Here is a 23,401-nt window from a genome sequence, read left to right as displayed (position 1 = left end):
CACTGTACGAAGATCCGGGCCCCCGGGCCCCCGCGCGGGGGCTTCGGAACACTGCTAGCGGGCGCGCTCCACGCGTCGCTCGTCCCAGACCGGCTCCGAGGTCTCCCGGACCCGGCCGTCGGAGCCGAAGACCAGATAGCGATCGAACGAACGAGCGAACCAGCGGTCGTGGGTGACAGCGATGACGGTCCCGTCGAAGGCCTCCAGCCCCTCCTGGAGCGCCTCGGCCGATTCCAGGTCGAGGTTGTCCGTGGGTTCGTCGAGCAGGAGCGCGGTGACGCCCTGGAGCTCCAGGAGCAGGATCTGGAAGCGGGCCTGCTGGCCGCCGGAGAGCCGGTCGAAGGGTTGCTCGGCCTGCCTGGTCAGCTCGTAGCGGCGCAGCCGGGACATGGCGGCGCCCCGGTCCTGCGCGTGCTCCTTCCACAGGATGTCGAGCAGTGCCCGGCCCTCCAGCTCGGGATGGGCGTGCGTCTGCGCGAAGTGGCCGGGGACGACCCGGGCGCCGAGCTTCCACTGCCCCGTGTGGGCCACGTCGTCGCCGGCGAGCAGTCGCAGGAAGTGGGACTTGCCCGAGCCGTTCGAGCCGAGGACGGCGACCCGTTCGCCGTAGAAGACCTCCAGGTCGAAGGGTTTCATCAGGCCGGTGAGTTCGAGTCCCTCGCAGGTCACGGCCCGCACGCCCGTGCGGCCGCCCTTGAGCCGCATGGTGATGTCCTGCTCGCGCGGCGGCTCCGGAGGCGGCCCGGCCTCCTCGAACTTGCGCAGCCGGGTCTGGGCGGCGGCGTACCGCGAGGCCATCTCATGGCTGACGGCGGCCGCCTGACGGAGCGTCAGCACCAGCTTCTTCAGCTGGGCGTGCTTCTCGTCCCAGCGGCGGCGCAGTTCCTCGAAGCGCTCGAAGCGCTGCCGCCGGGCCTCGTGGTAGGTGTCGAACCCGCCGCCGTGCACCCAGGCGTCCGCGCCCGCCGGCCCCGGCTCCACGCTGACGATCTTCTCGGCGGCGCGGGACAGCAGTTCCCGGTCGTGGGAGACGAAGAGGACCGTCTTGCGGGTCTCCTTCAGCCGCTCCTCCAGCCAGCGCTTGCCGGGGACGTCGAGGTAGTTGTCGGGCTCGTCGAGGAGGAGCACCTGGTCGGTGCCGCGCAGCAGCGCCTCCAGGACGAGCCGCTTCTGCTCACCGCCGGAGAGCGTCCGCACCTGCCGAAACTGCGCCTTCTCGTACGGCACGCCGAGCGCGGCCATGGTGCAGATGTCCCACAGGGTCTCGGCCTCGTAGCCGCGCACCTCGGCCCAGTCGGAGAGGGCCTGCGCGTACGCCAGCTGGGCCGCCTCGTCGTCCACGGTCATGATCCCGTGCTCGGCGGCGTCGACCGCCTTCGCGGCCTCCCTGATCCCGGGCTGGGCCACCGACACCAGCAGGTCCCGCACGGTCGTCTCGTCCCGCACGGACCCCACGAACTGCCGCATCACCCCGAGGCCCCCGGTGACGGTGACCGACCCGCCGTGGGGCTTCAGCTCCCCGGAGATCAGGCGCAGCAATGTCGTCTTGCCGGCCCCGTTGGGCCCGACGAGCGCGACGACCGACCCCTCCCCCACCCGGAAGGACACGTCCCCGAGCAGCGCCCTCCCGTCCGGCAGGTAGTACTCCAGGTGAGCGGCTTCGAGATGTCCCATGGGGCGCATTGTCCGAGGCCGCGCCACGCCCGAGCAAATCCATTTCACCGCCCCCCGCTCCCCCGCTCGCTCACCCCCGCCCGACACGTAACCCGCCCCATGGGGTACTCGTGGACCATGACCCCAGACGTCGACCTCACCGTCCGCCCCCCGGGCCACCACATCCTCCGCGACCGTTTCCTCGCCGCGGACAGCCGCCTCTTCAACGCGGTGGCGACCCGTGACTGGCCGGGCGCGCACCCCCTGCTGCCGAAACTGAGCCGCGCCGCGAACCACGGCGTGCTGTGGTTCGCCACGGCGGCGGCGATCGCGGCGACCCGGAGCCCGCGGGCCCGCAGGGCGGCCGTCCGGGGCGTCGCCTCCCTCGCACTCGCCTCGGCGACGATCAACACGCTCGGCAAGCGCTCGATCCGCCGCCCCCGCCCGGTCCTGGACAACGTGCCGCTGACCCGGCAGCTGAAGCGGCAGCCGATCACCACGTCGTTCCCGTCGGGCCACTCGGCCTCCGCCGCCGCCTTCGCCGCAGGTGTCGCCCTGGAGTCGCGCGCCTGGGGCGCCGCGGTCGCTCCGCTGGCCACCGCCGTGGCGCTGTCCCGTGTCTACACGGGCGTGCACTTCCCGAGCGACGTCCTGGTGGGCGCCGCCCTGGGCGTGGGCGCCGCCTACGCCGTACGCGGCATCGTGCCGACCCGCGACCAGCTGCCCCCGCCCGGCCGCCCGTACGTGGACGCGCCCGCGCTGCCCGACGGCGACGGCCTGGTCGTGGTCGCCAACCGTGCCTCGGGGACGTCGGACCGGGTGCGCGCGCTGCGTGACGTGCTGCCCGGCGCCGAGACCGTGGAGTGCGAGCCGGAGGACGTCCGGGCCGAGCTGGAGAAGGCCGCGGCCCACGCCCGCGTGCTGGGCGTGTGCGGCGGCGACGGCACGGTGAACGCGGCCGCCGAGGTGGCCCTGCGCCACGGCCTCCCCCTCGCCGTCCTGCCCGGCGGCACGCTCAACCACTTCGCCTACGACCTCGGCGTGGAGGACGTCCGCGACGTGGGCCGCGCGGTGCGCCGGGGCGAGGCCGTCCGGGTGGACCTCGGGCACTTCACCACCGGCGACACGGAGGGCCACTTCGTCAACACGTTCAGCCTCGGTGTCTACCCCGAGCTGGTGCGGGAGCGCGAGCGCTGGGAGAAGGTGGTCGGTGGCTGGCCCGCGGGCGTCATCGCGGCCCTGCGGGTCCTGCGCTCCGACCGGCATCCGCTGCAGGCCACCTTCGAGGGCCGGCCCCGCCCGATCTGGCTGCTCTTCGCGGGCAACGGCACCTACCACCGGCTGGGCTACGCCCCCGCCCGGCGTTTCGACCTGGCCGACGGCCTGCTGGACGTCCGTGTCGTGCACGGCGGCCGCCGCCCGGCCCTGCGGCTGCTGGCCGCTGCCGTGGCCGGCCCGCTGACCCGGACCCCGGCCCACGCGGCGGTCCGCGTACGACGGCTCCGGGTGGACGGCATCGCGCCGGGCACCCTCCTCGCCTACGACGGCGAAGTCACCGAGGTGCGGGGGGATCTGACGCTCCGGAAGCTCCCGGAGGCACTGACGGTGTACCGGCCCGTGCCGATGAGCTGAGACCCACCTCGTCACCGACCGACACGGGCGTGTCCATAATTCAAGACGGCGGTCTCACTATTCGGCATGGTCGCGTACGGTGCGAGGACGGCCCGCGGTCGTCGCGGTCCTCGGGGAAGGGGAACGGCCATGTCCAAGGCACAGGAGACCGCCGTCTACACGCACGGGCACCACGAGTCGGTGCTGCGCTCGCACACCTGGCGCACGGCCGCCAACTCGGCGGCCTACCTCCTCGATTCGCTGAAGCCCGACATGAGGATCCTGGACATCGGCTGCGGTCCGGGCACCATCACCGCCGACCTGGCCGCCCTGGTCCCGGACGGCCACGTCACCGGCGTCGACCACGCGCCCGGCATCCTGGACCAGGCCCGGGCCACGGCCGCCGAACGCGGCCTGAAGAACACGGACTTCGCCGTCGCGGACGTCCACGCCCTGGACTTCCCCGACGACACCTTCTGCGTGGTCCACGCGCACCAGGTGCTCCAGCACGTCGGCGATCCGGTGCGGGCACTGCGCGAGATGCGCCGGGTCACCAGGCCGGGCGGGATCGTCGCCGTCCGCGACGCGGACTACGCCGCCATGACCTGGTTCCCCGAGTCGGCGGGCATGGACGACTGGCTGGACCTGTACCGCCGGGTGGCCCGCGCCAACGGCGGTGAGCCCGACGCGGGGCGCCGGCTGAAGTCCTGGGCGCTGCGCGCCGGGCTCACCGACATCACCGCCACCTCCGCCACCTGGACCTACTCGACGGCGGAGGAGCGGGCCTGGTGGAGCGGGCTGTGGGCGGACCGGACGGTCGCCTCCGCCTACGCCGACCGGGCCACCGAGGGCGGTCACGCCACGGCCGGGCAATTGCGGGCGATCGCCGAGTCCTGGCGGGAATGGGGAGAGCAGGAGGACGGCTGGTTCGCCGTAATCCACGGAGAAATTCTCTGCCGCAAGGCTGCCTGAAAGCGGGAATTCTGGAAACACGAACCATCAGGAGGTTCGCATAATGGTTCCCATCCTGTTGGTACTGCTTCTGGTGCTCATTCTCTTCGGCGCCGGATTCGCGGTGAAGGTTCTCTGGTACATCGCATTGGCCGTCCTGGTGCTGTGGCTCCTCGGCTTCCTGGTGCGCGGCACGTCCGCCTCGGGAGGAAGAAGCCGCTGGTACAGGTGGTGACGTCACTCCCGCGGTAGCAACGGTCCGAGCGGCCCGAGGTCCAGATTCAGGTCCTCGGGCCGCAGTCCGTAGCGCTCGCGCAGTTCGGTCATGCGATCGTCCAGCAGCATCAGCGTGAGCCCGATGCGCTCCTCCTGCTCCTCCGTGAGCTCCCCGGTGTCGAAGCGGCGCACCGCCTGCCGCTCCATGAGCTGACGGAGCAGCTCGACGACGGTCAGGACCAGTTTGACCAGGTCCCTCTCGACGGTGTCGGGCTCCAGTTCGAGGCGGTTGCGGCCGCTCACTCGATGCCTCCCCAAGGTGACGGGACCTGTGCGTTCACGGAGCTGATCAGCGCGTTCAGATCGATGCGGACGAGGTCGACGTCCGCGATGCGCAGGGTGAGGTCCCCGGTGATGACGACCCCGCCGGCCAGCAGCCGGTCGAGGAGGTCGACGAGGGCGACCTCACGACGTTCGATCACGGTCACGGGCTTTCCTCCCCGGCCCCGGTCGTCTCACCACTGAAGGAATACGCGGCCCACGGCCCGGTGAGTTCCACGCGCAATCCCGGCTCCTCACCTTTCGTACGGTCCACCAGTTCCACGAACTCCTCGGAATGCGCGCGCGGCACCAAATAGGCCGCGTTCAGCACATTGCGTCCGGGAACGCCGGAGAGTGCGGAATTCTGCGGGGCGTGCAACCGGGTGTCCTCGGCGAATTCCGCGAGAGTCTCGTGCAGTTGCCGGGCGAACCGGTCGGCTTTCTCCCACATCTCCTCGTGGGCCCGGTGGCTCCGCCGCCGCTGCATGAGATAGTCACGCCCGCTGGAGACCTTCGCGGGCGCCTGAGAAGCCTCTCGCTCCTCGGACTCCGCGTAGATCTTGACGCCCCACTCCACCCGGCCCGCGAGCCGGTCCAGGGTGCGCCGGAACGCCTCCTCGCGGGCCTCCAGCATGACCCGTACGCCGCTGTCGTCGCGGAAGACGGTGCCGAGCCGGAGCGGCAGCGGGGTGGTGACGACGGTGAGGGCGTCGATCACGCTCTGGTGGGCCCGGGCCGTCTCGGTCAGCCAGTCCAGGTCCTCCAGATGGGCGCGGAGCGGCTGCTCCGCGAAGTCGCGCTCCGGCACCTCGCTGACCACGGCGATCAGGTCGTGGTGGCGCAGTTGCCGGGGCGGCGCGCCCGCGACCCCTTTGAGCTGGGACTGGAGCGCCGCGTCGAAGGGGCGGCAGACGGCGTACACGTAACGCAGTCCGGTCATGAGGGCTCCTCTCTGGCGCGGCCGCGCTCGATGGCCGGCTCCGGCTCCCGCCGGTACCCGCCGTCGTCCAGCTCCGCGAGCCGGGCGCGCAACTCGGCGTTCTCACGGGAGAGTTCGTCGCGGCGGGCGTTGGACGACAGCGCCGGGTCGGTCTCCCACCAGTCGATCCCCATCTCCTTGGCCTTGTCGACGGAGGCGACGATCAGGCGCAGCTTGATGGTGAGCAGTTCGATGTCGAGCAGGTTGATGCGGATGTCACCCGCGATCACCAGGCCCTTGTCGAGGACTCGCTCCAGGATGTCGGCCAGGTTGGCACTCCCGTTCTGCCCGTACGGCTCGGGGACTCGGCTCGGGAACGTCATCGTCGACTCCCGCCCACGGCGGCCCGCTCCTCGTCCTCATCCTCGTACGGTTCCTCGTCGATGTCCTCCCCGGCGTCGTCCTCGGCCTCGGGAACGTCCTCGTACTCGCCCTCGGGTACCTCGTCCGGGTCCTCCAGGTCGCCTTCCTCGTCGTCGTCGACGTACTCTTCGCCCTCGTCCTCGTCGGCGTACTCCTCGCCCTCGTCGGCGGCCTCGTCCGGCTCGTCGGAGTCACGCGGCTCCTCGTCCGGCTCGGGCTCCTCCTCCGGCTCCTCCTCGTACTCGTCCTCGGCCTCGCCGTCCTCCTCGGCCTCGCCGTCGGGCAGCTCCTCCTGCTCCTGGTCCTCCCGCTCCTCCTCGGCGAGGGCGTCCTCGTGGCTGACGACGACCTCGCCGTCGCGGATCTCCCCGCGCCAGCCGTCCTCGGCCTCGCCCCTGAGCATGATGAAGCGGGCGAAGTTCTTGAGGTCGAGCCGGGCCCGGCGGCCCTGGGCGCGCCAGAGGTTGCCGGTCTTCTCGAACAGGCCCTTCGGGTAGTACTCGATGACGAGCAGGACCCGGGTGAGGTCGTCGGCGAGGGAGTGGAAGGTGACGGCTCCCTTGGTGGTGCCCTTGGCGCCCTCGGACGTCCAGGTGATCCGCTGGTCGGGCACCTGCTCGGTGGTGTGGGCCTTCCAGCTCCGGTTGGACCAGAAGACCTTCATCTGCCAGTCCGAGTGGGTGTCGTCGGCCTGGTTGGCGCTCTTCACGCCCTTGGCGAAGGTGCTGAAGCTCTGGAACTGGGTCCACTGGTCGTACGCGGTCCGCACCGGGACCCCGACGTCGATGGACTCCATGATCACGGTGGGCTTGTTGCCCGAGCCGCCCTTGCGTTTGCCCTTGCCGCCGCCCAGGTTCTTGAGCGCGCCGAGCACGTTGTCCTTGGCGCGTCCGGCGCCCACCTCCAGGGCGGTGCGCAGCGGTCCCTTGCCCTCGGCGAGCTTGCGGCCGCCGTCGAGGGCCAGCTTGGCGAAGCCGGGGCTGTTGCCTTCGGCGATGTCGTTGAGCTTGCCGGTGGTCTCGCCGAGTTTGCGGCCGGCGCCGACCAGCAGGCGCTGGGCCTGCGCGGCCAGGTACTCGCGGGCCTCGGCCTTGAGGTGGTCGACGGCCTCGCTGTGGGCGAGGTCGGAGAGCGGGTTGCCCGACGTCGCGTCCTTCGCCCGGTCCGCGGCCCCGCCGGTCGCGCGGCCGGTGGCCGATCCGAGGGTCTCAGTCATCGCTGCCGCCTCCCCTCGTCGTCCGTGACCGCGTGGCCTTGCGCGCGGTCTTCTTGGCGGCCGTCTTCTTCGCCGGAGCCGCCTTCTTGGCCGGGGCGGTCTTCTTGGCGGCCGTCTTCTTCGCCGGGGCGGTCTTCTTGGCCGGGGGCTTCTTCGCCGCCCGCCCGCCCGACGACCGCCGCGGCTCCTCGGGCGCGTCGCGGCCGGATTCGTCGCGGCCGGATTCGTCGCGGCCGGATTCCGGCTCCTCGTCCTCGTCGCGCCCGGACAGCTCCGGCGTCACCCCGGCGAGCCGGTCGCGCACCTGTGAGGTGCGCCCGTGCAGCCGGCCGGCGAGACCTTCGATCTGCCGCTCGACCAGCGCCCCGGTGGCCGCCTTGCCCGCACCGCGCAGATCCTCGCGGAGCTGGTCCCCGAGCTCCTTGAACTGCGGATTGTTCTGCAGCTGCTGGGACACCAGGTCCGCGAGCGCGCGTGGGCTCAGGTGCATCCGCTTGCCGGCCACCATGGTGCCGACGGCGAACGCGAGTTTCATCTTCTTGGTACGTCCGAGGACGTATCCGGCCCCTACCGCGAGGCCCAGTCCCATTCGATTCATTGTGTCGTCCCGTTGCCGGTTCCTGTGCTCCTCTGCGTGCTGATCTCCAGCCGGTCCAGGAGCTCGTCCTCCAGGCGGTCGAACTCCTCCTCATCGATCTCGCCCGCTTCGAGCCGCTGCTCGAGGCGGGCGAGATCGGCGCGGACGGCCGCCGGGTCGTAGTACTGGCGCTCGGCCTCGGTGAGCACCTGTCTCACCGTCCAGAGGCTGCCGCGCACCGGTGCGAACGGCAGCAGCAGCACTTCGGTGATCAGTCCCATGTACTCGCCTCCTCGGCCGTCGCGCGCTGTCAGTGCGTCGTCTCGGCGGGCTGCGTGGGCCCGGGTTCGACGAAGCTGTACGGCGGCAACGGCCCGTTCACCCGCACCTCGATGTGCGGATGGCTCTTGCGGACCTCCTCCACGGCGTCGAGGAAGACCGCAGCCGACTCCCGGTCCACGAGGAACGACAGGTTGGCCAGCCAGCCGGTCGACTCGGGGCCCGCGCTGACGGTCTCGGCGGCCTGCTCCAGCGCCTGCCGCAACTCCGTCGCGTCGTCGGCCTCCCGGGCCTGCACGGCGGCGACGACCATCTCGCCGAGTCGCAGTCGGTCCTCGTACGTGCCGCCGCCCGCCTGCCGGTTGGCCTCGGTCATGGCCCGCAGCTCGGGGTTCTCCCCCATCACGCGGTGCAGCACGGCCTCTTCGTCGTGGCTGGCCTTCACGTTGTACTCGACCTTGCCGTCGAGGGCGCCGAGCCGTTCCGCGTAGTGCTCCGCGCGTTCGGCGAGCACCGCGGTGACGGACGCGTCGTCCGGGGCAACACTGCCGAACCGCATGGGCAGCAGGGGGCCGCCCGCACCCGCCTCGCTCAGGACGTTCTGGTGGGCGAGCAGGTCCTTGCGCTTGGGGCGCAGCCCCTCGGGGGCCTCGCTGACGATCGCCGCCAGCTTGCCCTCCTTGAGGACGCGCACCGGGCGCGGGGGGTCCCCCACCCCGCCCATGCCCTCGGGGAGGGCGGGGTGCGAGCTCGCGGTGATGCCGTAGACGTACGTGCTCACTCCTGTTCCTCCCTCTTGCGCGAGCTCGTGGTCTTGCGGGCCCGCGGCCTCGACTCGGACTGACCCTCCTCGCGGGCCTGCTTGAAGGCGTCGGAGATCGTCTCGGCGGCGCCGGACAGCGCCCCCTTGGACTTGCCGCGCGCGCCGGACTCGGTGATCTCACCGACGAGGTCCGGCAGGCCGGGGTTCTTGCGCGGTCCGGCCTCCAGGTCGAGCCGGTTGCACGCCTCCGCGAAGCGCAGATAGGTGTCGACGCTGGCCACGACGACCCGGACGTCGATCTTCAGGATCTCGATGCCGACCAGGGAGACCCTCACGAAGGCGTCGATGACGAGCCCCCTGTCGAGAATGAGTTCCAGGACGTCGTACAGGCCGCTGCTGCCGCCTCCACCGCCGGACTGCTGTGCCGGGACTACGGTCATGCCGACCGATCCTCCTTGTCTGTCGATGCTGGGGAGTTGCCGGGAACGGACCGCCGTCTAGCGGCGGTGGGGGTCGGCCCTACCGCGCTCGTATCGGCGGACCCGCCGATAGCCGGTGAGCTCACCCGCGGGGTCGAGTTCCACCCGGTAGCTCGCGAGCAGGCTCATCGTGTCGGGGACCCTGGCGATCTCCAGGACCTCGACCTCCAACGTCCAGCCGTCCTCGGTCTGTTCGAACGACGACACGGACTCGGGCGCCATGCCGGTCAGCTCCGCGAGCTGGGTCCGCGCATGACGCAATACCTGCATGGGGCTGGGTCGCTCGACCGCCGATTCCCGTGCCTCTTCGGTTTCTTCGGTTTCGTCTGATTTCTGTGCTGTACGTGAATTCTGTGTTTTTGATGTGTTCGATGTGTTCGACATGGCCACCTCGAACACCGAGTGGCCCCCCGGCCGTTGGCCAAACCTGTCGGTGTCAGTCGCGCAGCGCCGTGAGCCTGCGCCGCGCGGGGCCGAGGGCCCGCCCTCGGCGCAACGCCCCCGCCCAGGGATCGGTGCGGGCCTGGTCGACGGCGTCCGCCAGGGTCCAGCGGCGGGCGTCGACGGCCGGGTCGTCGAGCTGTTCCCAGGTGAGGGGCGTGGCCACGGGCGCGCCGGGGCGGGCGCGCACGGTGTAGGGGGCGACCGCGGTCTGGGCGTAGGCGTTGCGCTGGATGTCGAGGTAGAGCCGGTCCCCCCGGTCCTTCTTGCGGGGCTCGACGGTGAGCCGCTCGGGATGGGCGCGGACGAGTTCCTCGGCGATCTCCCGGGCGAAGCCGCGCACCGTGTCGAAGTCGTCGTGCCCGTTCAGCGGTACGACGACGTGGACGCCACGGGAGCCGGTGGTCATCGGCACGGACGGCAGCTTCAGCGCCTCCAGCAGCTCCCGTACGTCCCGGGCCGCCTCCCTGACCTGGGCGAAGTCGTCCACCGCAGGGTCGAGGTCGAAAACCAGCCGGTCGGGCCGTTCGACGTCGCCGGTCCGGGAGAGCCAGCGGTGCAGGGTGAGACAGGCCTGGTCGGCCAGGTAGACGAGGGTGGCCGCGTCGTCACAGACGGGGTGGACCACCGTGCCGCCCTCCTTGGGCACCTCGACGCGTTCGATCCACTCCGGGTAGTGCTCGGGGGTGTTCTTCTGCATGAACATGGGCCCGTCGAGCCCGTCCGGATGCCGTTCCAGCATCAGCGGGCGTCCTCGCAGGTGGGGCAGCATGAAGGGGGCGACGGCACGGTGATAGGCGACGAGGTCGCCCTTGGTGTACTCCTTGCCGCCGCCGTCCTCGTCGGCGGGGAACAGCACCTTGTCGGGCCGGTGGATCTCGACGGTACGGCGGCCGACCCGCAGGGTGCGTGTGTCCCCCATCGTCTGCTCCTTCCGGATCGCGCTCGTTCAGGGCGTCAGGGGTTCAGGACCTGCCTGCTGGCCCGGTCAGGGCCTTCGTGGCAGGTCAGGGCGTGATCGCGTGCTCCACCAGCAGCCGTCCGGCCACCGCGATCGCCTCCGCGTCGATGCCGGCCTCGCGCAGCTGCTCCTCGGGGGAGGCCGAGCCCGGCATCGTACGGACGGCGAGGCGCACCAGACGGGGCACCGGGCGGCCGTCGAGGAAGGCGTCGAGGACCGCGTCGCCGAGGCCGCCCTCCTCGTGGTGGTCCTCGACGGTGAGGATGCAGCCGGTGCGCTCGGCGGCCTCCCGCAGGGTGCGGCGGTCGACGGGCTTGACCGAGTACAGGTCGATGACCCGGACCTGGATGCCCTCGCGGTCCAGTGCCTCGGCGGCCTTGAGGGCCTCGTGGACGGTGACGCCTGCCGCGACGACGGTCAGCCGGTCGGTGTCCGAGGCGCGCAGCACCTTGCTGCCGCCGACGGGGAACTCCTCGGTCGGGCTGTAGAGGACGGGCGATTCGCCCCTGGACGTGCGCAGATAGCGGATGCCCTCGAGGCCGGCCATGGTGCCGACGAGCTTGGCGGTCTGGTTGGCGTCGCACGGGTACAGCACGGTGGAGTCGTGCACCGACCGCATCATCGCCAGGTCCTCCAGGCCCATCTGCGAGGGCCCGTCCTGGCCGATGGCGACACCGGCGTGCGAGCCGACGAGGTTGATGCCGGACCCGCTGACGGACGCCATGCGGATGAAGTCGTGGGCACGCGTGAGGAACGCAGCGAACGTGGCGGCGTACGGCACCCAGCCGCGTGCCGCGAGGCCCACCGAGGCAGCCACGAGCTGCTGTTCGGCGATGTAGCACTCGAAGTACCGGTCGGGGTGCTCCTTGGCGAAGAACTCGGAGCGGGTGGAGTCGCCGACCTCGCCGTCGAGGGCGACGATGTCACCGCGGGCGGAGCCGAGCGCGGCGAGGGCCTGCCCGTAGGCGTCCCGGGTGGCGACCTCGTCACCGGTCTCGTAGCGCGGCAGTTCCAGGTGTCCGGTGCGTACGGCGTGCAGCATCCGCGCGGCGGGCGGCTGCCGCACCTCGACGCGCAGGTCGCGGACGCCGCCGAGTTCCGCGATCGCCTCGTCGGCGTCCTTGAGCGGCTTGCCGTGCAGGCCCTCCCGGTCCTGGACGGCCTCGACGCCCTTGCCCTTGAGGGTGCGGGCGAGGATCACGGTGGGCTGGCCCTTGGTGGACTCGGCCTCGCCGTAGGCGCGCTCGACGGCGTCCACGTCGTGTCCGTCGATCTCGATCGTGTGCCAGCCGAAGGCCGCGAAGCGGCGGGCGTAGGCGTCCAGGTCGTGTCCGTGCCGGGTGGGCCCGCGCTGTCCGAGCCGGTTGACGTCGACGATCGCCGTCAGATTGTCCAGGTGCTCGTACGCGGCGTGCTCGGCGGCCTCCCACACGGAGCCCTCGGCGAGTTCGCTGTCGCCGCACAGCACCCACACCCGGTAGCCGGTCCGGTCCAGCCGCTTCCCGGCCAGCGCGATGCCGACGCCGACGGGCAGTCCCTGGCCGAGCGATCCGGTGGCCGTCTCCACCCACGGCAGCCGCCGCGGCGTGGGGTGCCCCTCGAGCCGGCTGCCGAGCTTGCGGAACGTCATCAGCTCGGTCTCGCTGATCGCGCCGGCCGCCTTGTACGCGGAGTACAGCAGGGGCGAGGCGTGTCCCTTGGACAGGACGAAGCGGTCGTTGCCGGGGTGCTGGGGGCGTTCGAAGTCGTACCGCAGATGGTTCGCGAGCAGCACCGCCATCAGCTCGGCGGCCGACATGGACGACGTCGGGTGCCCGGAGCCCGCTGCGCCCGACGCGCGCACGCTGTCGACCCGCAACTGCTGTGCCAACTCGGTCAGTTGACGGCTGTTCATGACTCTCCTTTCGAACCCTCGGCGGGCTTCGGTGGGTCCTCGGACACCGTGCCGAGCTTGCGGCCCGGTGATGCGCTCGGCGACTTCCCGGCGCTCTCCTTCGGCTTCTGGGGTGCGCCCGGCATCCTGGCCAGTTCCGGTGAGGCCGTGTCCAGGGGGACGGACCAGGACCGTACGAGGCCCAACTGGACGCCCTGGCGCGGCAGCACGGCGTCGAGGAGCCAGTCGGCGGCGACCCGGACGCGGTTGCCGGGCATGGCGGCGAGGTGGTAGCCGCGCGTGACGGCCCCGGCGACCGGCCCGGACAGCGGTACGCCGAGCGGGTTGGCGGCGGCCTTGACCCCGCCGAGGTCCACGACGAAGCCGAGGTCGCTGTGGCGGTAGGGCTCGGGCTCGCCCCGGCCGAGGGAGGCGGCGACGTTGTACGCGGCCACCTTGCCCTGCCGCCAGGCGTGTTGGGCGGTCATCGGGGTGTACTGGCCGGGCTTGGTCAGATCGGGCACGGCGGCCGCGTCGCCGCAGGCGAACACGTCGGGCCGCCCCGGCACCTGCAGCGTGGGCTCGACGAGCAGCCGCCCCCGTTCCATCGGGAGGCCCAGCGACTCGGCGAGCGGATCGGGCCGTACGCCCACGCACCACACGAGGGTGCGGGTGTCGACGAACTCCCCGTCGCTCAGCAGCACTCCGCCCGGTGTCGCCTCCTTCACGGAGGTCCCCATGCGCACGTCGACGCCCCGCTGCCGCAGCACCTTGTCGGCGGTCCGCGACAGTTTCTCGTCCATCTCGGGCAGCACCCGGTCCGCTATGTCGAGCAGCATCCAGCGCGGCCGCATGCCCTCCCGCAACGGCTGCTTGCGTACCAGCGCGTCGGTGAACAGCTGGCCGTGGGCGGCGACCTCGGTCCCGGTGTACCCGGCGCCGACCACCACGAAGGTGCAGCGCGCGTCGCAGCTCTTGGGGTCCTCGCTGCCGGCGGCGAGCTCGACCTGCCGGGTGACGTGGTCCCTGAGGTAGAGCGCCTCGGGCAGCCCCCGGAAGCCGTGGGCGTGCTCGGCGACGCCCGGGATGGGCAGCAGCTTGTTGACACTGCCGGCGGCGAGCACCAGCCGGTCGTAGGTGAGGGTGCCGACGCCGCCCTCGGGGTCCGAGTAGCGCACGGTGCGCGCGTCGAGGTCGATGTCGTCGGCCTCCCCCAGCACCAGCCGCACCTGGGGCAGGGTGCCGGTGAGGGAGACGGTGACCCGGCGTGGTTCCAGGATGCCGGCGGCGACCTGGGGCAGCAGGGGCAGGTACAGGAAGTAGTCGGTCGGGTTCAGCAGGGTGATGTCGGCCTTGTTCCGGGCCAGCCGCGCGAGGGTGCGGGCCGTCCGGTAGCCGGCGAAACCGGCACCGACGATCACGATGCGGGGTCGACTCACGGTTCGCCTCCGGCGGGTCGCGTGCGTACGAACCTTCCGCGTCCCCCTGGTCAGGGTGCCCAAACCGGCGGACCACCCGATCGTGCGCGGGTTTCCGCCGTGATCCCCGGGTACTCGGACCGCGTCCCGGCCCCGCCCCGATCGCACCTGTCGCGGAGGTACCCCCCATGCCCGAGTACGGATACTTCCTGGCGACCGAGGAGTTCGGTCCGGCCGAGCTGATCGAGCAGGCGAGGATGGCCGAGCAGGCCGGATTCGACTGTCTGTGGATCTCGGACCACTTCCACCCGTGGAACGACGCCCAGGGCCAGAGCCCGTTCGTGTGGTCGGTGATCGGCGCGCTCTCGGAGGCCGTGTCGCTGCCGATCGAGACGGCGGTGACCTGCCCGACCGTGCGGATCCACCCGGCGATCGTGGCCCAGGCGGCGGCGACGAGTTCGGTGATGACCGGCGGCCGTTTCCGGCTCGGCATCGGCTCGGGCGAGGCGCTCAACGAGCATGTCCTCGGCACCCGTTGGCCCCCGGCGGACGTCCGTCTGGAGATGCTGGAGGAGTCGGTCCAGGTGATGCGGCGCCTGTTCACCGGCGAGGAGGTCACCCACCGCGGTACGCACTACACGGTGGAGAACGCCCGCCTCTACACGCTCCCCGACGCGCCCGTCCCCATCGACATCTCCGGTTTCGGGCCGAAGGCCACCGCCCTGGCCGCCCGCGTCGCCGACGGCTTCATCACCATGAGCCCCGACGAGGAGCTGGTGACCCAGTACCGCAAGGGCGGCGGGGGCGCGAACCCCGTCAGCGGCGGGACGAAGGTGTGCTGGGGCCCCGACCGGGACGCCGCCGTCCGACTCGTCCGCCACCTGTGGTCGAACCAGCTGCTGCCCGGCGAGATGGGGCAGATCCTGCCCACGCCCAGCCACTTCGAGCAGTTGGAGCCGCTGGTCACCGAGCAGATGGTCGGCGAGAACACGGTCTGCGGCGACGACGTGGACGAGCACGTCGCCGAGCTGACCGCCTTCGCCGACGCGGGCTTCGACCGCGTCTACGTCAGCCAGATCGGCCCCGACCAGCGCGGGTTCTTCGACTTCTACCGCACGAAGGTGCTGCCGCAGCTCCAGCGGGGTACGCGCTGACCGGCACCACCCCCCAAGTTCTCGGCCCAGATGGTGTTTCCCTCTCCCCATCGTCTGGGCCGAGTGCACGTTCCCGGCGCGGACCGCCGAGCGCGGGCGCACGGAAAGCACGGCGAGTGGGGCCCGGACGTCCTTGACGTCCGGGCCCCACTCGCCGTGCCGGCTTCTCTTGTTCCTCCGCTCACCGGTTCCGGTGGCGCGGGTCCTCGGGGTCGACGCCGAGCGGGGGCGGTGCTCCGGTCGCGTCACCGGGTGCGACGGGCGGCACCGGCGGGTATCCGGCCGGGGCCGTCGCGCCGGGCGGCATCCCGGGCGCCGTACCGCCGACGGCCCGGTCAGGGCCCCCGGCGACGTGGCGCTCGTGCTCAGCCGTGGGCCGGGGCGCCGAGGGACGCGCCGCGCTCCTCAGCGCATACGCCGCCACGCCGAGCACCACGGCCGTGATGAGCGCGGCGGCCCAGTCCGGCAGGCCCAGCGACAGGGCCAGCCCGAGGGCCAGCGCGAGAGCGGCACCCGCGTACAGGGCGAGCGCCCCGGACGCGGCGTACAGCGCGGCCTTGCGGCGCTGCTTGCGGGTCTGCTGCCGCAGCTCGTCGCGGATGGTCTCGCGGGCCACCAGCGCCAGCTCGTCGACCAGGTGCTTGTCCAGATGTTCGAGATGATCCAAGCGGTCCATTGCGTCCGGGTACCCGAGCCCGCACCCGCGTAACGCGGGCATGCGCCGGGGCGGTATCCCCAACTAGGCTCTGCCCATGGAGATTCTCGGCACCACGCTCCGCATCTGCGTCGACGACCTGGAAGCGGCGGTCCCGTTCTACGAGAGACTCTCGGGCGGGCCGGCGATGCGCTTCGAACGCGGCGGCGTCCAGGTGGCCGCCGTCGGCTGCTTCCTGCTGATGAGTGGACCCGAGTCGGAGCTGGAGGTCCTGCGGAAGGTCGCCGCGACCATCGCGGTCGAGGACGTCGACGAGGCGAACCGGGTCCTCACCTCCTCCGGCGCCCAGGTGCTGGCCGGCCCCATCCCCACCCCCGTCGGCCGCAACCTGATCGCCGTCCACCCCGACGGTTCGGTCTACGAGTACGCGGACCGCCGGACGGTCGGGTGAGCGTCAGGGGGCGAACGCGGCCACGACGAGGTCCGTGAGCAGCGCGCCCGCCGTGCCGTCGGGGTCCAGATCCGGGTCGTAGATGGTGACGTTGAGGCCCACGCAGTGCGGTGAGCGGACCAACGGGCGCAGCAGCGCGGTCAGTTCGTCGGGGAGAAGTCCGTCGGGGTCGGGGCTGTCGACGGCGGGCATGACGGACGGGTCGAGGACGTCGGCGTCCAAGTGCACCCAGAATCCGGCCAGTTCGGGCGTCTCGAAGCTCAGCGCGGTGACCCGCGCGAGGTCGTCCACGCCCCAGGTGCGCAGCTCGCCGACGGTCACGACGGGGATCTTCAGGGCGGCCAGCTCGGCGCGCTCGTCCTCGAACGCGTCCCGGATGCCGAAGAGGCGTACGTCCTCGTCACGCAGATAGGGCCCGAGGCCCTCCAGGTCGGTCAGGTCCGACTGCCCGCGCCCGGTGGCGAGCGCCAGCTCCTCGCCGCCGGCCGCCCCGATCCGGTCGGAGTTCCCCGGATGCCGGAAGTCGGCGGAGGCGTCGACGGCGACCAGCCCGTACCGCCCGATCCTCCGCAGCGCGAGCGAGGCGCCGAGCTGGATCGAGCAGTCCCCGCCGAGGACGACGGGCAGCTCACCGGCTCGGACGTGCCGCTCGATCCGGTCGGCGAGCCTGCGGGTGTACGAGGCGATCGCGCCGGCGTTGAAGACGCCGTCGCCCTCCTGCCAGTCGCCCCGGTCGTAGCGCGGCGGCACCACCACCCCGCCCTCCAGCGCGCCGAGCCGCCGCACGATGCCCTGTTCCCGCAGCGCGCCGGCGAGCTTGTGGCAGCCGGGCACGGTCCCCGGGGCGGGCGGCCGCAGGCCGAGGTTGGAGGGGGCGTCCACGACGACGATGTTCCGCATGGCTCCCATCCTGCGCGACGGCGCTGCCCGCCGGGACGGGAACGGATCATTCCGGGAGCCGGGCCCGGGCGGCCACGGAAGACGGGCCCCGGGCGGCTACGGGAGAGGGGTTCCGCCCGGGACCGGGCGCTCCATCTCCGTGGTGAGCGCCCACCGCTGGTGGTCCCGCCAGGCCCCGTCGATGAACAGGAAGTCCGGCGAGAACCCCTCCAGCCGGAAGCCGCACCGCCGGGCGAGCGCGATGGAGGCGGCGTTCCCGGGCTGCACGTTGATCTCCAGCCGGTGCAGCCCCATGAAGGTGAACGCGTACTCGACCACCAGGGCGAGCCCCTCCCCCATCAGACCGCGCCCGGCGGCATGGGCGAAGGCCCCGTAGCCGAGGGCGCCGCTCTGGAAGCCGCCCTCCACGATGTTGTTGATGTTGATGAACCCGGCGATGCCCCCGCCGTCCTTCTCGCACACCAAGAACCCGGCCTTGGTCGGATCCTCGATGAGCCGTCCCGCGTACGCGGCGTACGCGGCGGGTGTGGCCGGGGGGAACAGCCAGGGCCGGTGCAGCTCCCTGCTCTCCCGCACCCGTGCGACGAACTCCGGCCCGTCCCCGGGGGTGAAGCGCCGGAGCACGACGCGGGGGCCTTCCATGAGGTGACGAACGTTCTCTGACACCCCGCCACGGTACGTCCGGGCAGGCGTCACCTGCGCCGTCTCATGAAGTACGCCCCGCACACCGCCCCGACCAGGCCCGTCCCGAGGAGCGCCAGCCACAGGGGCATGACGACCTCGGAGACCAGCAGCTGGATCTCGGTGCTGCGGGTGTTCTGGAAGACGAAGACGAGCGCGAGGACGGCGAGCAGGCCCACGAGGACCCGGCCGGGGGTCAGCGTCTCGCTCCACCGCTTCCGCCCGTGCGTCCCGACTCGCTTCGATGTCTTCGGGCTCATGTATCCAGGATGACGCGAGCGAGCGGGATGCGCCTGACGGGAGCCGAGCAGTGGGCGGGGCGGGCGTCAGCGCAGGGCCGGCTCGTCCAGGGTCAGCGTGCCCGCCTCCGCGTCCAGCTCCGCCGTCACCCCGAAGGGGATCGTCAGCGCCCCCTCCCCGTGTCCGAATCCGAACTCCTCCACCATCGGCACCCCGAGCCCGCCGAGCCGGTCGACGAGCAGCGCCCGCACCTTCTCGTACGGCTCGCACTCCGCCCAGGAGCCGAGGACGATGCCGGCGACCCCGTCGAGCAAGCCCGCGCGCAGGAGCTGGGTGAGGTAGCGGTCGAGGCGGTAGGTCTCCTCGCCGACGTCCTCCAGGCAGAGCAGGGCGCCCCGCGCGGAGGGCCTGGCGTGGGGGTTGCCCAGCTCGGCGGCGAGCAGACAGAGGCAACCGCCCAGCAGAACGCCCCGCGCGCGGCCCGGTACGAGGGCGGCGCTTCCCTCGGCGGCCCGGATGGTGCGTACCGTCTCGGGGGAGAACAGCGTGGCGCGCAGATGCTCCTGGGCCCGGCCGTTCTTCAGGAAGTCGACGCCCGCGGCCATGGGGCCGTGCAGGGTGACCAGCCCGGCCCTGGTGGCGAACGCCTCGTGCAGGGCGGTGATGTCGCTGAACCCGACGAGTGTCTTGGGCCCCGCCGCCCGTATCGCGTCCCAGTCGAGCAGGTCGACCATCCGCTGGACGCCGTACCCACCGCGGGCGCACAGCACGGCGGACACGGACGGGTCGCACCAGGCGTTCTGGAAGTCGGCGGCGCGGGCGGCGTCCGTACCCGCGAGGTAGGGGAAGTCGGGGTGCCGGTCCAGGGTGTGGGGCGCCACGACGGGATCGAGGTCCCAGCCGCGCAGCAGGTCCAGCCCGGCGCTGAGCCGTTCCTCGACCACCGGCCCGCTGGGCGCGACGACGGCCACCCGGGCGCCGGGCACGAGACGGGCGGGTCTGGTCAGGGGGGTCACGGGCGTCATTGCTGTCACTGGTGTCACTTGGCGAGCTCCAGAGTAGGGATACCCGGAGGATTCAACCCGAAGACCTGCGCGTACAGCGAAAGCTCCGCCTCCAGGACCCGCACCATCGTCTCCGCCCGCCGGAAGCCGTGCCCCTCCCCCTCGAAGGCGAGGTAGGCGTGCGGCACGCGCCGCTCGTCGAGCCGGGCCAGGAACCGCTCGCACTGCGCGGGCGGACAGATCACGTCGTCGAGTCCCTGGAGCAGCAGGAACGGCGCGGTGATCCGGTCCGCGTGCTCGGTGGGCGACCGTTCCGCGTACCGCATCGGTTCCTCGGCCGGGGACCCGACCAGGCTCTCCAGGTACCGCGACTCGAAGTCGTGCGTTTCCCCCGGCCCCCAGTTCGCGAGGTCGAGGATGGGATACAGGATGGTTCCGCAGGCGTACACATCGGTCGAGGTCAGGGAGACGGCGGCGGTCCAGCCGCCCGCGCTGCCGCCCCTGATGGCGAGCCTGGTCCGGTCGGCGGTCCCCTCGTCGGCGAGGGCGAGCGCTACGGCCGCGCAGTCCTCGACGTCGACGACCCCCCACTGCTCGCGCAGCCGGTTGCGGTACTCCCGCCCGTATCCGGTGGACCCGCCGTAGTTGACCTCGGCGACGCCGATGCCGCGTGAGGTGAAGTAGGCGATGGCGAGGTCGAGGACCAGCGGCGCGCGGCTGGTGGGCCCGCCGTGCGCCCAGACGACGTAGGGCGGCAGCTCGGTGCTGAAGGCGACGCAGCCGGGGTTGTGGGGCGGGTAGACGTGTGCGTGGATCTCGCGTCCGGCCGGGCCGAGGAAGCTGCGGATCTGAGGTTCGGGGTAGTGGGAGGGGTCCACCGGGTCGTCGTGCGCTGCCCCGATCACCCGGGCGTCGCCGGTGGCGGCGTCCAGCTCGACGACCTCGTACGCGCTGCGGGGGCTGGCCCCGATGCCGAGGACCCGTCCGCCGTGCACGGCGAGCGAGGGGGCGAACTCGGTCCACGGTCCGGCCGCGTCCACGACCTGCCCGGTCTCCAGGTCGAGGACACCGAGCGCGGTGGCGCCCCGCCCGTGGATCACGGCGACGAGCCCGTCGTCCAGCAGCGCGAACCAGCGCCAGCCGACCTTCCACAGCGGGCCGCCGAACTCCTCCTCACGGGCGCACAGGGCCTGGGGGTCGCCGCCGTCGGGGTCGAGGCGGTAGAGGTTCCAGTAACCGGTGGTGTCACTGGAGTACACGAGGGTGCCGTCGACGGCCCAGTCGACCTGGGCGACGGACTCCTCAGGACCGCCCGCGACGGGCCGGGGCGGGCCGAGCCGGCCGTCGTCGGTCACGTCGGCGACCAGCAGCGACGTGCCGTCCCACGGCATCCGGGGGTGGTCCCAGGCAAGCCAGGCGGCACGGCGGCCGTCCGGCGAGAGACGGGGGCAGGTGACGAACCGCCTGCTGTCGTCGGTCAGCTCCCGCACGGCGCCGCGGTCCTCGGCCGCCGAGCCGTCCAGCGGTACCGCGGCGACGACCCGCCGCACGTCGGTGGGTCCCTCGCCGGTGAACTCCTCCAGGACGCACCACACCTCGTCCCGCTCCGGGTGGGGCAGCGGGTCCACCCAGCGCAGCCCGCCGCCGACCGGCGACACCGGGGTGAGCGGGCGGGGCTCGCCGCCGGGCTCGAAGCCGTGGAGACGCTGGTCGGCGTGGTTCACGAAGACCACGAAGGGGCCGCCGTCCCGGGAGACCCCGGCCCAGGGCTGCCCGCCGTACTCCATGACCCGGCTGCGCACGTTCCACGGGGCCGGCAGGACCGACTCCTCCGTGCCGTCGGCCGTGCGCCGCACCAGGGTGCGTCTGCCGCCCTCGGTGGGCCGGGGCTCGGTCCACCAGGCCTCCTCGCCGACGAAGCCCACGAACTCGGGATGCCCGTCGTGCGCGGCGGCTAGCGCCGCGTCGATCGGCGAGGGCCACGAACCGTACGCCAGGGTCTGCACCTTGTCCCCCATGTCCCTTGGTCCCCCGAGTCCCATCGGTCAGGCCGTCCGCAGGAAGCGGTCGAGCACACGGACGCCGAAGTGGAGCGCCTCCACCGGGACGCGCTCGTCGACGCCGTGGAAGAGCGCCGCGTAGTCGAAGCCCTCGGGAAGCTTCAGCGGCGAGAAGCCGTAGCCGGTGATGCCGAGGCGCGAGAACTGCTTGGCGTCCGTGCCGCCCGGCATGCAGTACGGCACCACGTGGCCCTCGGGCGCGAACTCCTCGACGGCGGCCCGCATCCGCGCGTACGTGGCCGAGTCCACCGGTGACTGGAGGGCCACCTCCCGGTGTTCGTACTCCCAGTCCACGTCCGGTCCGGTGAGCCGGTCGAGGGTCTCCTGGAACTCGTCCTCGCCGCCGGGCAGATACCGTCCGTCCACGCGGGCGACGGCCTCCCCCGGGATGACGTTGATCTTGTAACCGGCGTCCAGCATGGTCGGGTTGGCGCTGTTGCGGACGGTCGCCTCGACCAGGGCGGCGGCCGGACCGAGCTTGTCGAGCAGCCGGTCGACGCCGCCCGGATCGTCGAGGTCGGCCTCGACGCCGTACAGCGCGGCGAGTTCGGTGAGGGCCGCGCGGACGGTCGGGGTGAGCCGCAGGGGCCACTCGTGCGCGCCGATCCGGGCGACGGCCGCGGCCAGCCGGGTCACCGCGTTGGCCCGGTTCACCTTGGAGCCGTGGCCGGCCCGGCCGCGCGCGGTGAGCTTGAGCCAGCCGGTGCCGCGCTCCCCCGCCGCGATCGGATAGATCTGCCGACCGTCGCCGTCGTGGAAGGTGAAGGCCCCCGATTCGCTGATGCCCTCGGTGCAGCCCTCGAAGAGGCCGGCGTGGCGGTCGGCGAGGAACCCGGAGCCGTCCTCGGCGCTCGCCTCCTCGTCGGCGGTGAACGCGATCACGAGGTCCCGGCGGGGGCGTACGCCGGTGCGCGCCCACTGCCGTACGACGGCGAGGATCATCGCGTCCATGTTCTTCATGTCGACCGCGCCCCGCCCCCAGACCACGCCGTCGCGGATCTCCCCGGAGAACGGGTGCACGGTCCAGTCCGCGGCCTGGGCGGGCACGACGTCCAGATGACCGTGGACGAGCAGGGCGTCCGCCGAGGGGTCCGTGCCCTCGATCCGCGCCACCACGTTGGTCCGGCCGGCGGTGCGCTCCAGCAGTGTCGGCTCCAGGCCCGCCTCGGCCAGCAGCGCGGCGGCGTACTCGGCGGCCGGCCGCTCCCGGCAGTCCCCGCCGCCGCGGTTGGTGGTGTCGATCCGGATGAGGTCGGAGGTGAAACGGACGACCTCATCCAGCGCCCGCTGGTCCACGGGTGCCGTCTGCTCAGCCATATGTCTCCTCCACCGCGGCCGAGACGATCGTGGTGACCGCCTTGAAGGTGCGGATTCCCTCGTACATGGTCGGGCTGGTGTACGCGACCTTGCGTTCACCGGTACGGACCACCCCGGGCACCACGGTCGCGGCCATCGCCAGGTGCTCGGCGTCGAACTCCAGCGCCACGGTGAACGGGCCGCCCCCGACCGGTGTGTGCCGGACTGCGAGCGCCGCGGCCTCCTTGGCCGCCGCGCGGATGTCGGCGGCCGTTCTCGCCGGGGTGCGGCACACCGCCGCGTAGCGCGAGACATGGTCCTTGACCGCGACTTTGAGCGCCTCGGGCGCATAGCCCAGGGCGTCCTCGCACGCCACGTCGTCGCCGGTCACCAGCACCACCGGTACCCCGTACTCGGCCGCGACATGCGAGTTGAGCAGCCCTTCGCTGGCCCGCTCGTCGTTCACCCACACGCCGGTGATGGAGTTCGCCAGGTAGGTGTGGGCGAGGACGCCCTCCATCCCGGCGCCCGCGTGGTAGCCGACGAACGCGATGCCGTCCACGTCCCCGTGCTGCACGCCCTCCACCATGGACAGCGCCTTGTGCCGCCCGGTGAGCATCTGCGCGCGCTCGTCCAGCTCCTCCAACAGCAGATTGCGCATGGTCCAGTGCGCCTCGTTGATCAGCACCTCGTCGGCGCCGCCGTCGAAGAAGCCGAGCACGGCGGCGTTCACGTCCGAGGTGAACAGCGAACGGCACCGCTCCCACTGCGGTGTCCCCGGCAGCACGTCGGCCGGCCAGGTGACACCGGTGGCGCCCTCCATGTCGGCACTGATGAGGATCTTCATGGCTCGAACCGT

At 72.2% G+C, this 23,401-nt stretch carries 27 protein-coding genes; 5 read left to right on the top strand and 22 right to left on the bottom strand.

What is annotated here, in order from left to right; translation table 11 throughout:
- Nucleotides 1-54: 54 nt before the first annotated feature.
- Nucleotides 55-1,674: an ABC-F family ATP-binding cassette domain-containing protein gene (locus L3078_RS37715; RefSeq protein ID WP_239758524.1), complete on the bottom strand. Its 1,620-nt coding sequence runs from the start codon at nt 1,672-1,674 to the stop codon at nt 55-57.
- A 117-nt stretch (nt 1,675-1,791) separates the two neighbouring features.
- On the opposite strand from L3078_RS37715, the gene L3078_RS37710 reads away from it, so the two are divergent.
- From L3078_RS37710 to L3078_RS37700, 3 genes are all read left to right on the top strand, one after another.
- Nucleotides 1,792-3,285: a bifunctional phosphatase PAP2/diacylglycerol kinase family protein gene (locus tag L3078_RS37710; RefSeq protein WP_239758522.1), complete on the top strand. Its 1,494-nt coding sequence runs from the start codon at nt 1,792-1,794 to the stop codon at nt 3,283-3,285.
- 129 nt (nt 3,286-3,414) lie between these two features.
- Complete coding sequence (locus L3078_RS37705) at nt 3,415-4,236, top strand: class I SAM-dependent methyltransferase (protein WP_239758521.1); 822 nt, start codon at nt 3,415-3,417, stop codon at nt 4,234-4,236.
- A 43-nt stretch (nt 4,237-4,279) separates the two neighbouring features.
- Entirely contained in the window at nt 4,280-4,450 is a 171-nt protein-coding gene (locus tag L3078_RS37700) for a hypothetical protein (RefSeq protein ID WP_033529789.1), read from the top strand.
- Nucleotides 4,451-4,452: 2 nt separating this feature from the next.
- Here the strand turns inward: L3078_RS37700 and L3078_RS37695 are convergent, their stop codons facing one another.
- The 13 genes from L3078_RS37695 to L3078_RS37635 all read right to left on the bottom strand — a co-directional run bounded on the left by L3078_RS37695 (nt 4,453) and on the right by L3078_RS37635 (nt 14,122).
- Nucleotides 4,453-4,734 carry a gas vesicle protein K gene (locus tag L3078_RS37695; RefSeq protein ID WP_239758519.1) on the bottom strand — a complete coding sequence of 94 codons (282 nt, stop codon included), beginning with the start codon at nt 4,732-4,734 and terminating at the stop codon, nt 4,453-4,455.
- Nucleotides 4,731-4,919: a gas vesicle protein gene (locus L3078_RS37690; protein ID WP_033529791.1), complete on the bottom strand. Its 189-nt coding sequence runs from the start codon at nt 4,917-4,919 to the stop codon at nt 4,731-4,733. Before L3078_RS37690 ends, L3078_RS37695 begins: the two co-directional genes overlap by 4 nt.
- Nucleotides 4,916-5,692: a GvpL/GvpF family gas vesicle protein gene (locus L3078_RS37685; RefSeq protein ID WP_239758517.1), complete on the bottom strand. Its 777-nt coding sequence runs from the start codon at nt 5,690-5,692 to the stop codon at nt 4,916-4,918. The genes L3078_RS37690 and L3078_RS37685 overlap by 4 nt, the downstream gene beginning before the upstream one ends.
- Nucleotides 5,689-6,054: a gas vesicle protein gene (locus L3078_RS37680; protein ID WP_045556595.1), complete on the bottom strand. Its 366-nt coding sequence runs from the start codon at nt 6,052-6,054 to the stop codon at nt 5,689-5,691. Before L3078_RS37680 ends, L3078_RS37685 begins: the two co-directional genes overlap by 4 nt.
- Complete coding sequence (locus L3078_RS37675) at nt 6,051-7,310, bottom strand: SRPBCC family protein (RefSeq protein ID WP_239758515.1); 1,260 nt, start codon at nt 7,308-7,310, stop codon at nt 6,051-6,053. Before L3078_RS37675 ends, L3078_RS37680 begins: the two co-directional genes overlap by 4 nt.
- Nucleotides 7,303-7,908, bottom strand: coding sequence for a DNA primase (locus L3078_RS37670; protein WP_239758513.1), 606 nt, complete (start codon nt 7,906-7,908; stop codon nt 7,303-7,305). The genes L3078_RS37675 and L3078_RS37670 overlap by 8 nt, the downstream gene beginning before the upstream one ends.
- Nucleotides 7,905-8,168 carry a gas vesicle protein GvpG gene (locus L3078_RS37665; protein ID WP_005482365.1) on the bottom strand — a complete coding sequence of 88 codons (264 nt, stop codon included), beginning with the start codon at nt 8,166-8,168 and terminating at the stop codon, nt 7,905-7,907. Before L3078_RS37665 ends, L3078_RS37670 begins: the two co-directional genes overlap by 4 nt.
- A 29-nt stretch (nt 8,169-8,197) precedes the next feature.
- Nucleotides 8,198-8,947 carry a GvpL/GvpF family gas vesicle protein gene (locus L3078_RS37660; protein ID WP_239758511.1) on the bottom strand — a complete coding sequence of 250 codons (750 nt, stop codon included), beginning with the start codon at nt 8,945-8,947 and terminating at the stop codon, nt 8,198-8,200.
- A complete protein-coding gene (locus L3078_RS37655) occupies nt 8,944-9,369 on the bottom strand; it encodes a gas vesicle structural protein GvpA (protein ID WP_033529797.1) in 426 nt (141 codons plus the stop codon). Before L3078_RS37655 ends, L3078_RS37660 begins: the two co-directional genes overlap by 4 nt.
- Before the next feature lie 57 nt (nt 9,370-9,426).
- Entirely contained in the window at nt 9,427-9,792 is a 366-nt protein-coding gene (locus L3078_RS37650; RefSeq protein WP_239760633.1) for a gas vesicle protein GvpO, read from the bottom strand.
- A gap of 52 nt (nt 9,793-9,844) precedes the next feature.
- Nucleotides 9,845-10,771, bottom strand: coding sequence for a non-homologous end-joining DNA ligase (gene ligD / locus L3078_RS37645; protein ID WP_239758509.1), 927 nt, complete (start codon nt 10,769-10,771; stop codon nt 9,845-9,847).
- Nucleotides 10,772-10,856: 85 nt separating this feature from the next.
- On the bottom strand, nt 10,857-12,704 hold the full coding sequence (locus L3078_RS37640; protein WP_239758508.1) for a transketolase: 1,848 nt from the start codon (nt 12,702-12,704) through the stop codon (nt 10,857-10,859).
- A complete protein-coding gene (locus tag L3078_RS37635) occupies nt 12,701-14,122 on the bottom strand; it encodes an NAD(P)/FAD-dependent oxidoreductase (protein WP_239758507.1) in 1,422 nt (473 codons plus the stop codon). The genes L3078_RS37640 and L3078_RS37635 overlap by 4 nt, the downstream gene beginning before the upstream one ends.
- Before the next feature lie 167 nt (nt 14,123-14,289).
- Between L3078_RS37635 and L3078_RS37630 the strand changes: the two genes are divergently transcribed.
- Nucleotides 14,290-15,255 (top strand): LLM class F420-dependent oxidoreductase, encoded by a 966-nt coding sequence (locus tag L3078_RS37630; RefSeq protein WP_239758506.1) that lies wholly within the window; start codon nt 14,290-14,292, stop codon nt 15,253-15,255.
- A gap of 181 nt (nt 15,256-15,436) precedes the next feature.
- Here L3078_RS37630 and L3078_RS37625 read toward each other — a convergent pair whose 3' ends face one another.
- Entirely contained in the window at nt 15,437-15,931 is a 495-nt protein-coding gene (locus L3078_RS37625) for a phage holin family protein (RefSeq protein ID WP_239758505.1), read from the bottom strand.
- A gap of 76 nt (nt 15,932-16,007) precedes the next feature.
- Between L3078_RS37625 and L3078_RS37620 the strand changes: the two genes are divergently transcribed.
- Nucleotides 16,008-16,361: a VOC family protein gene (locus L3078_RS37620; RefSeq protein WP_239758503.1), complete on the top strand. Its 354-nt coding sequence runs from the start codon at nt 16,008-16,010 to the stop codon at nt 16,359-16,361.
- 3 nt (nt 16,362-16,364) lie between these two features.
- On the opposite strand, the gene L3078_RS37615 is transcribed toward L3078_RS37620, so the two are convergent.
- The 7 genes from L3078_RS37615 to L3078_RS37585 form a co-directional block, all read right to left on the bottom strand.
- Nucleotides 16,365-17,261 carry an arginase family protein gene (locus tag L3078_RS37615; RefSeq protein WP_239758501.1) on the bottom strand — a complete coding sequence of 299 codons (897 nt, stop codon included), beginning with the start codon at nt 17,259-17,261 and terminating at the stop codon, nt 16,365-16,367.
- Between the two features lie 96 nt (nt 17,262-17,357).
- Complete coding sequence (locus tag L3078_RS37610) at nt 17,358-17,903, bottom strand: GNAT family N-acetyltransferase (protein WP_239760631.1); 546 nt, start codon at nt 17,901-17,903, stop codon at nt 17,358-17,360.
- A 50-nt stretch (nt 17,904-17,953) separates the two neighbouring features.
- Nucleotides 17,954-18,202, bottom strand: coding sequence for a LapA family protein (locus L3078_RS37605; protein ID WP_239758499.1), 249 nt, complete (start codon nt 18,200-18,202; stop codon nt 17,954-17,956).
- 66 nt (nt 18,203-18,268) lie between these two features.
- Nucleotides 18,269-19,198: a S66 peptidase family protein gene (locus L3078_RS37600; RefSeq protein ID WP_239758498.1), complete on the bottom strand. Its 930-nt coding sequence runs from the start codon at nt 19,196-19,198 to the stop codon at nt 18,269-18,271.
- 23 nt (nt 19,199-19,221) lie between these two features.
- Entirely contained in the window at nt 19,222-21,204 is a 1,983-nt protein-coding gene (locus L3078_RS37595; RefSeq protein WP_239758496.1) for an LpqB family beta-propeller domain-containing protein, read from the bottom strand.
- Between the two features lie 27 nt (nt 21,205-21,231).
- Complete coding sequence (locus L3078_RS37590; protein ID WP_239758495.1) at nt 21,232-22,563, bottom strand: M20/M25/M40 family metallo-hydrolase; 1,332 nt, start codon at nt 22,561-22,563, stop codon at nt 21,232-21,234.
- Nucleotides 22,556-23,389, bottom strand: coding sequence for a M55 family metallopeptidase (locus L3078_RS37585; protein ID WP_239758493.1), 834 nt, complete (start codon nt 23,387-23,389; stop codon nt 22,556-22,558). The genes L3078_RS37590 and L3078_RS37585 overlap by 8 nt, the downstream gene beginning before the upstream one ends.
- Between the last annotated feature and the right edge of the window lie 12 nt (nt 23,390-23,401).

This window comes from Streptomyces deccanensis (assembly GCF_022385335.1).
GTDB lineage: Bacteria > Actinomycetota > Actinomycetes > Streptomycetales > Streptomycetaceae > Streptomyces > Streptomyces deccanensis.
This window is presented reverse-complemented; position numbering and strand designations above follow the sequence as displayed.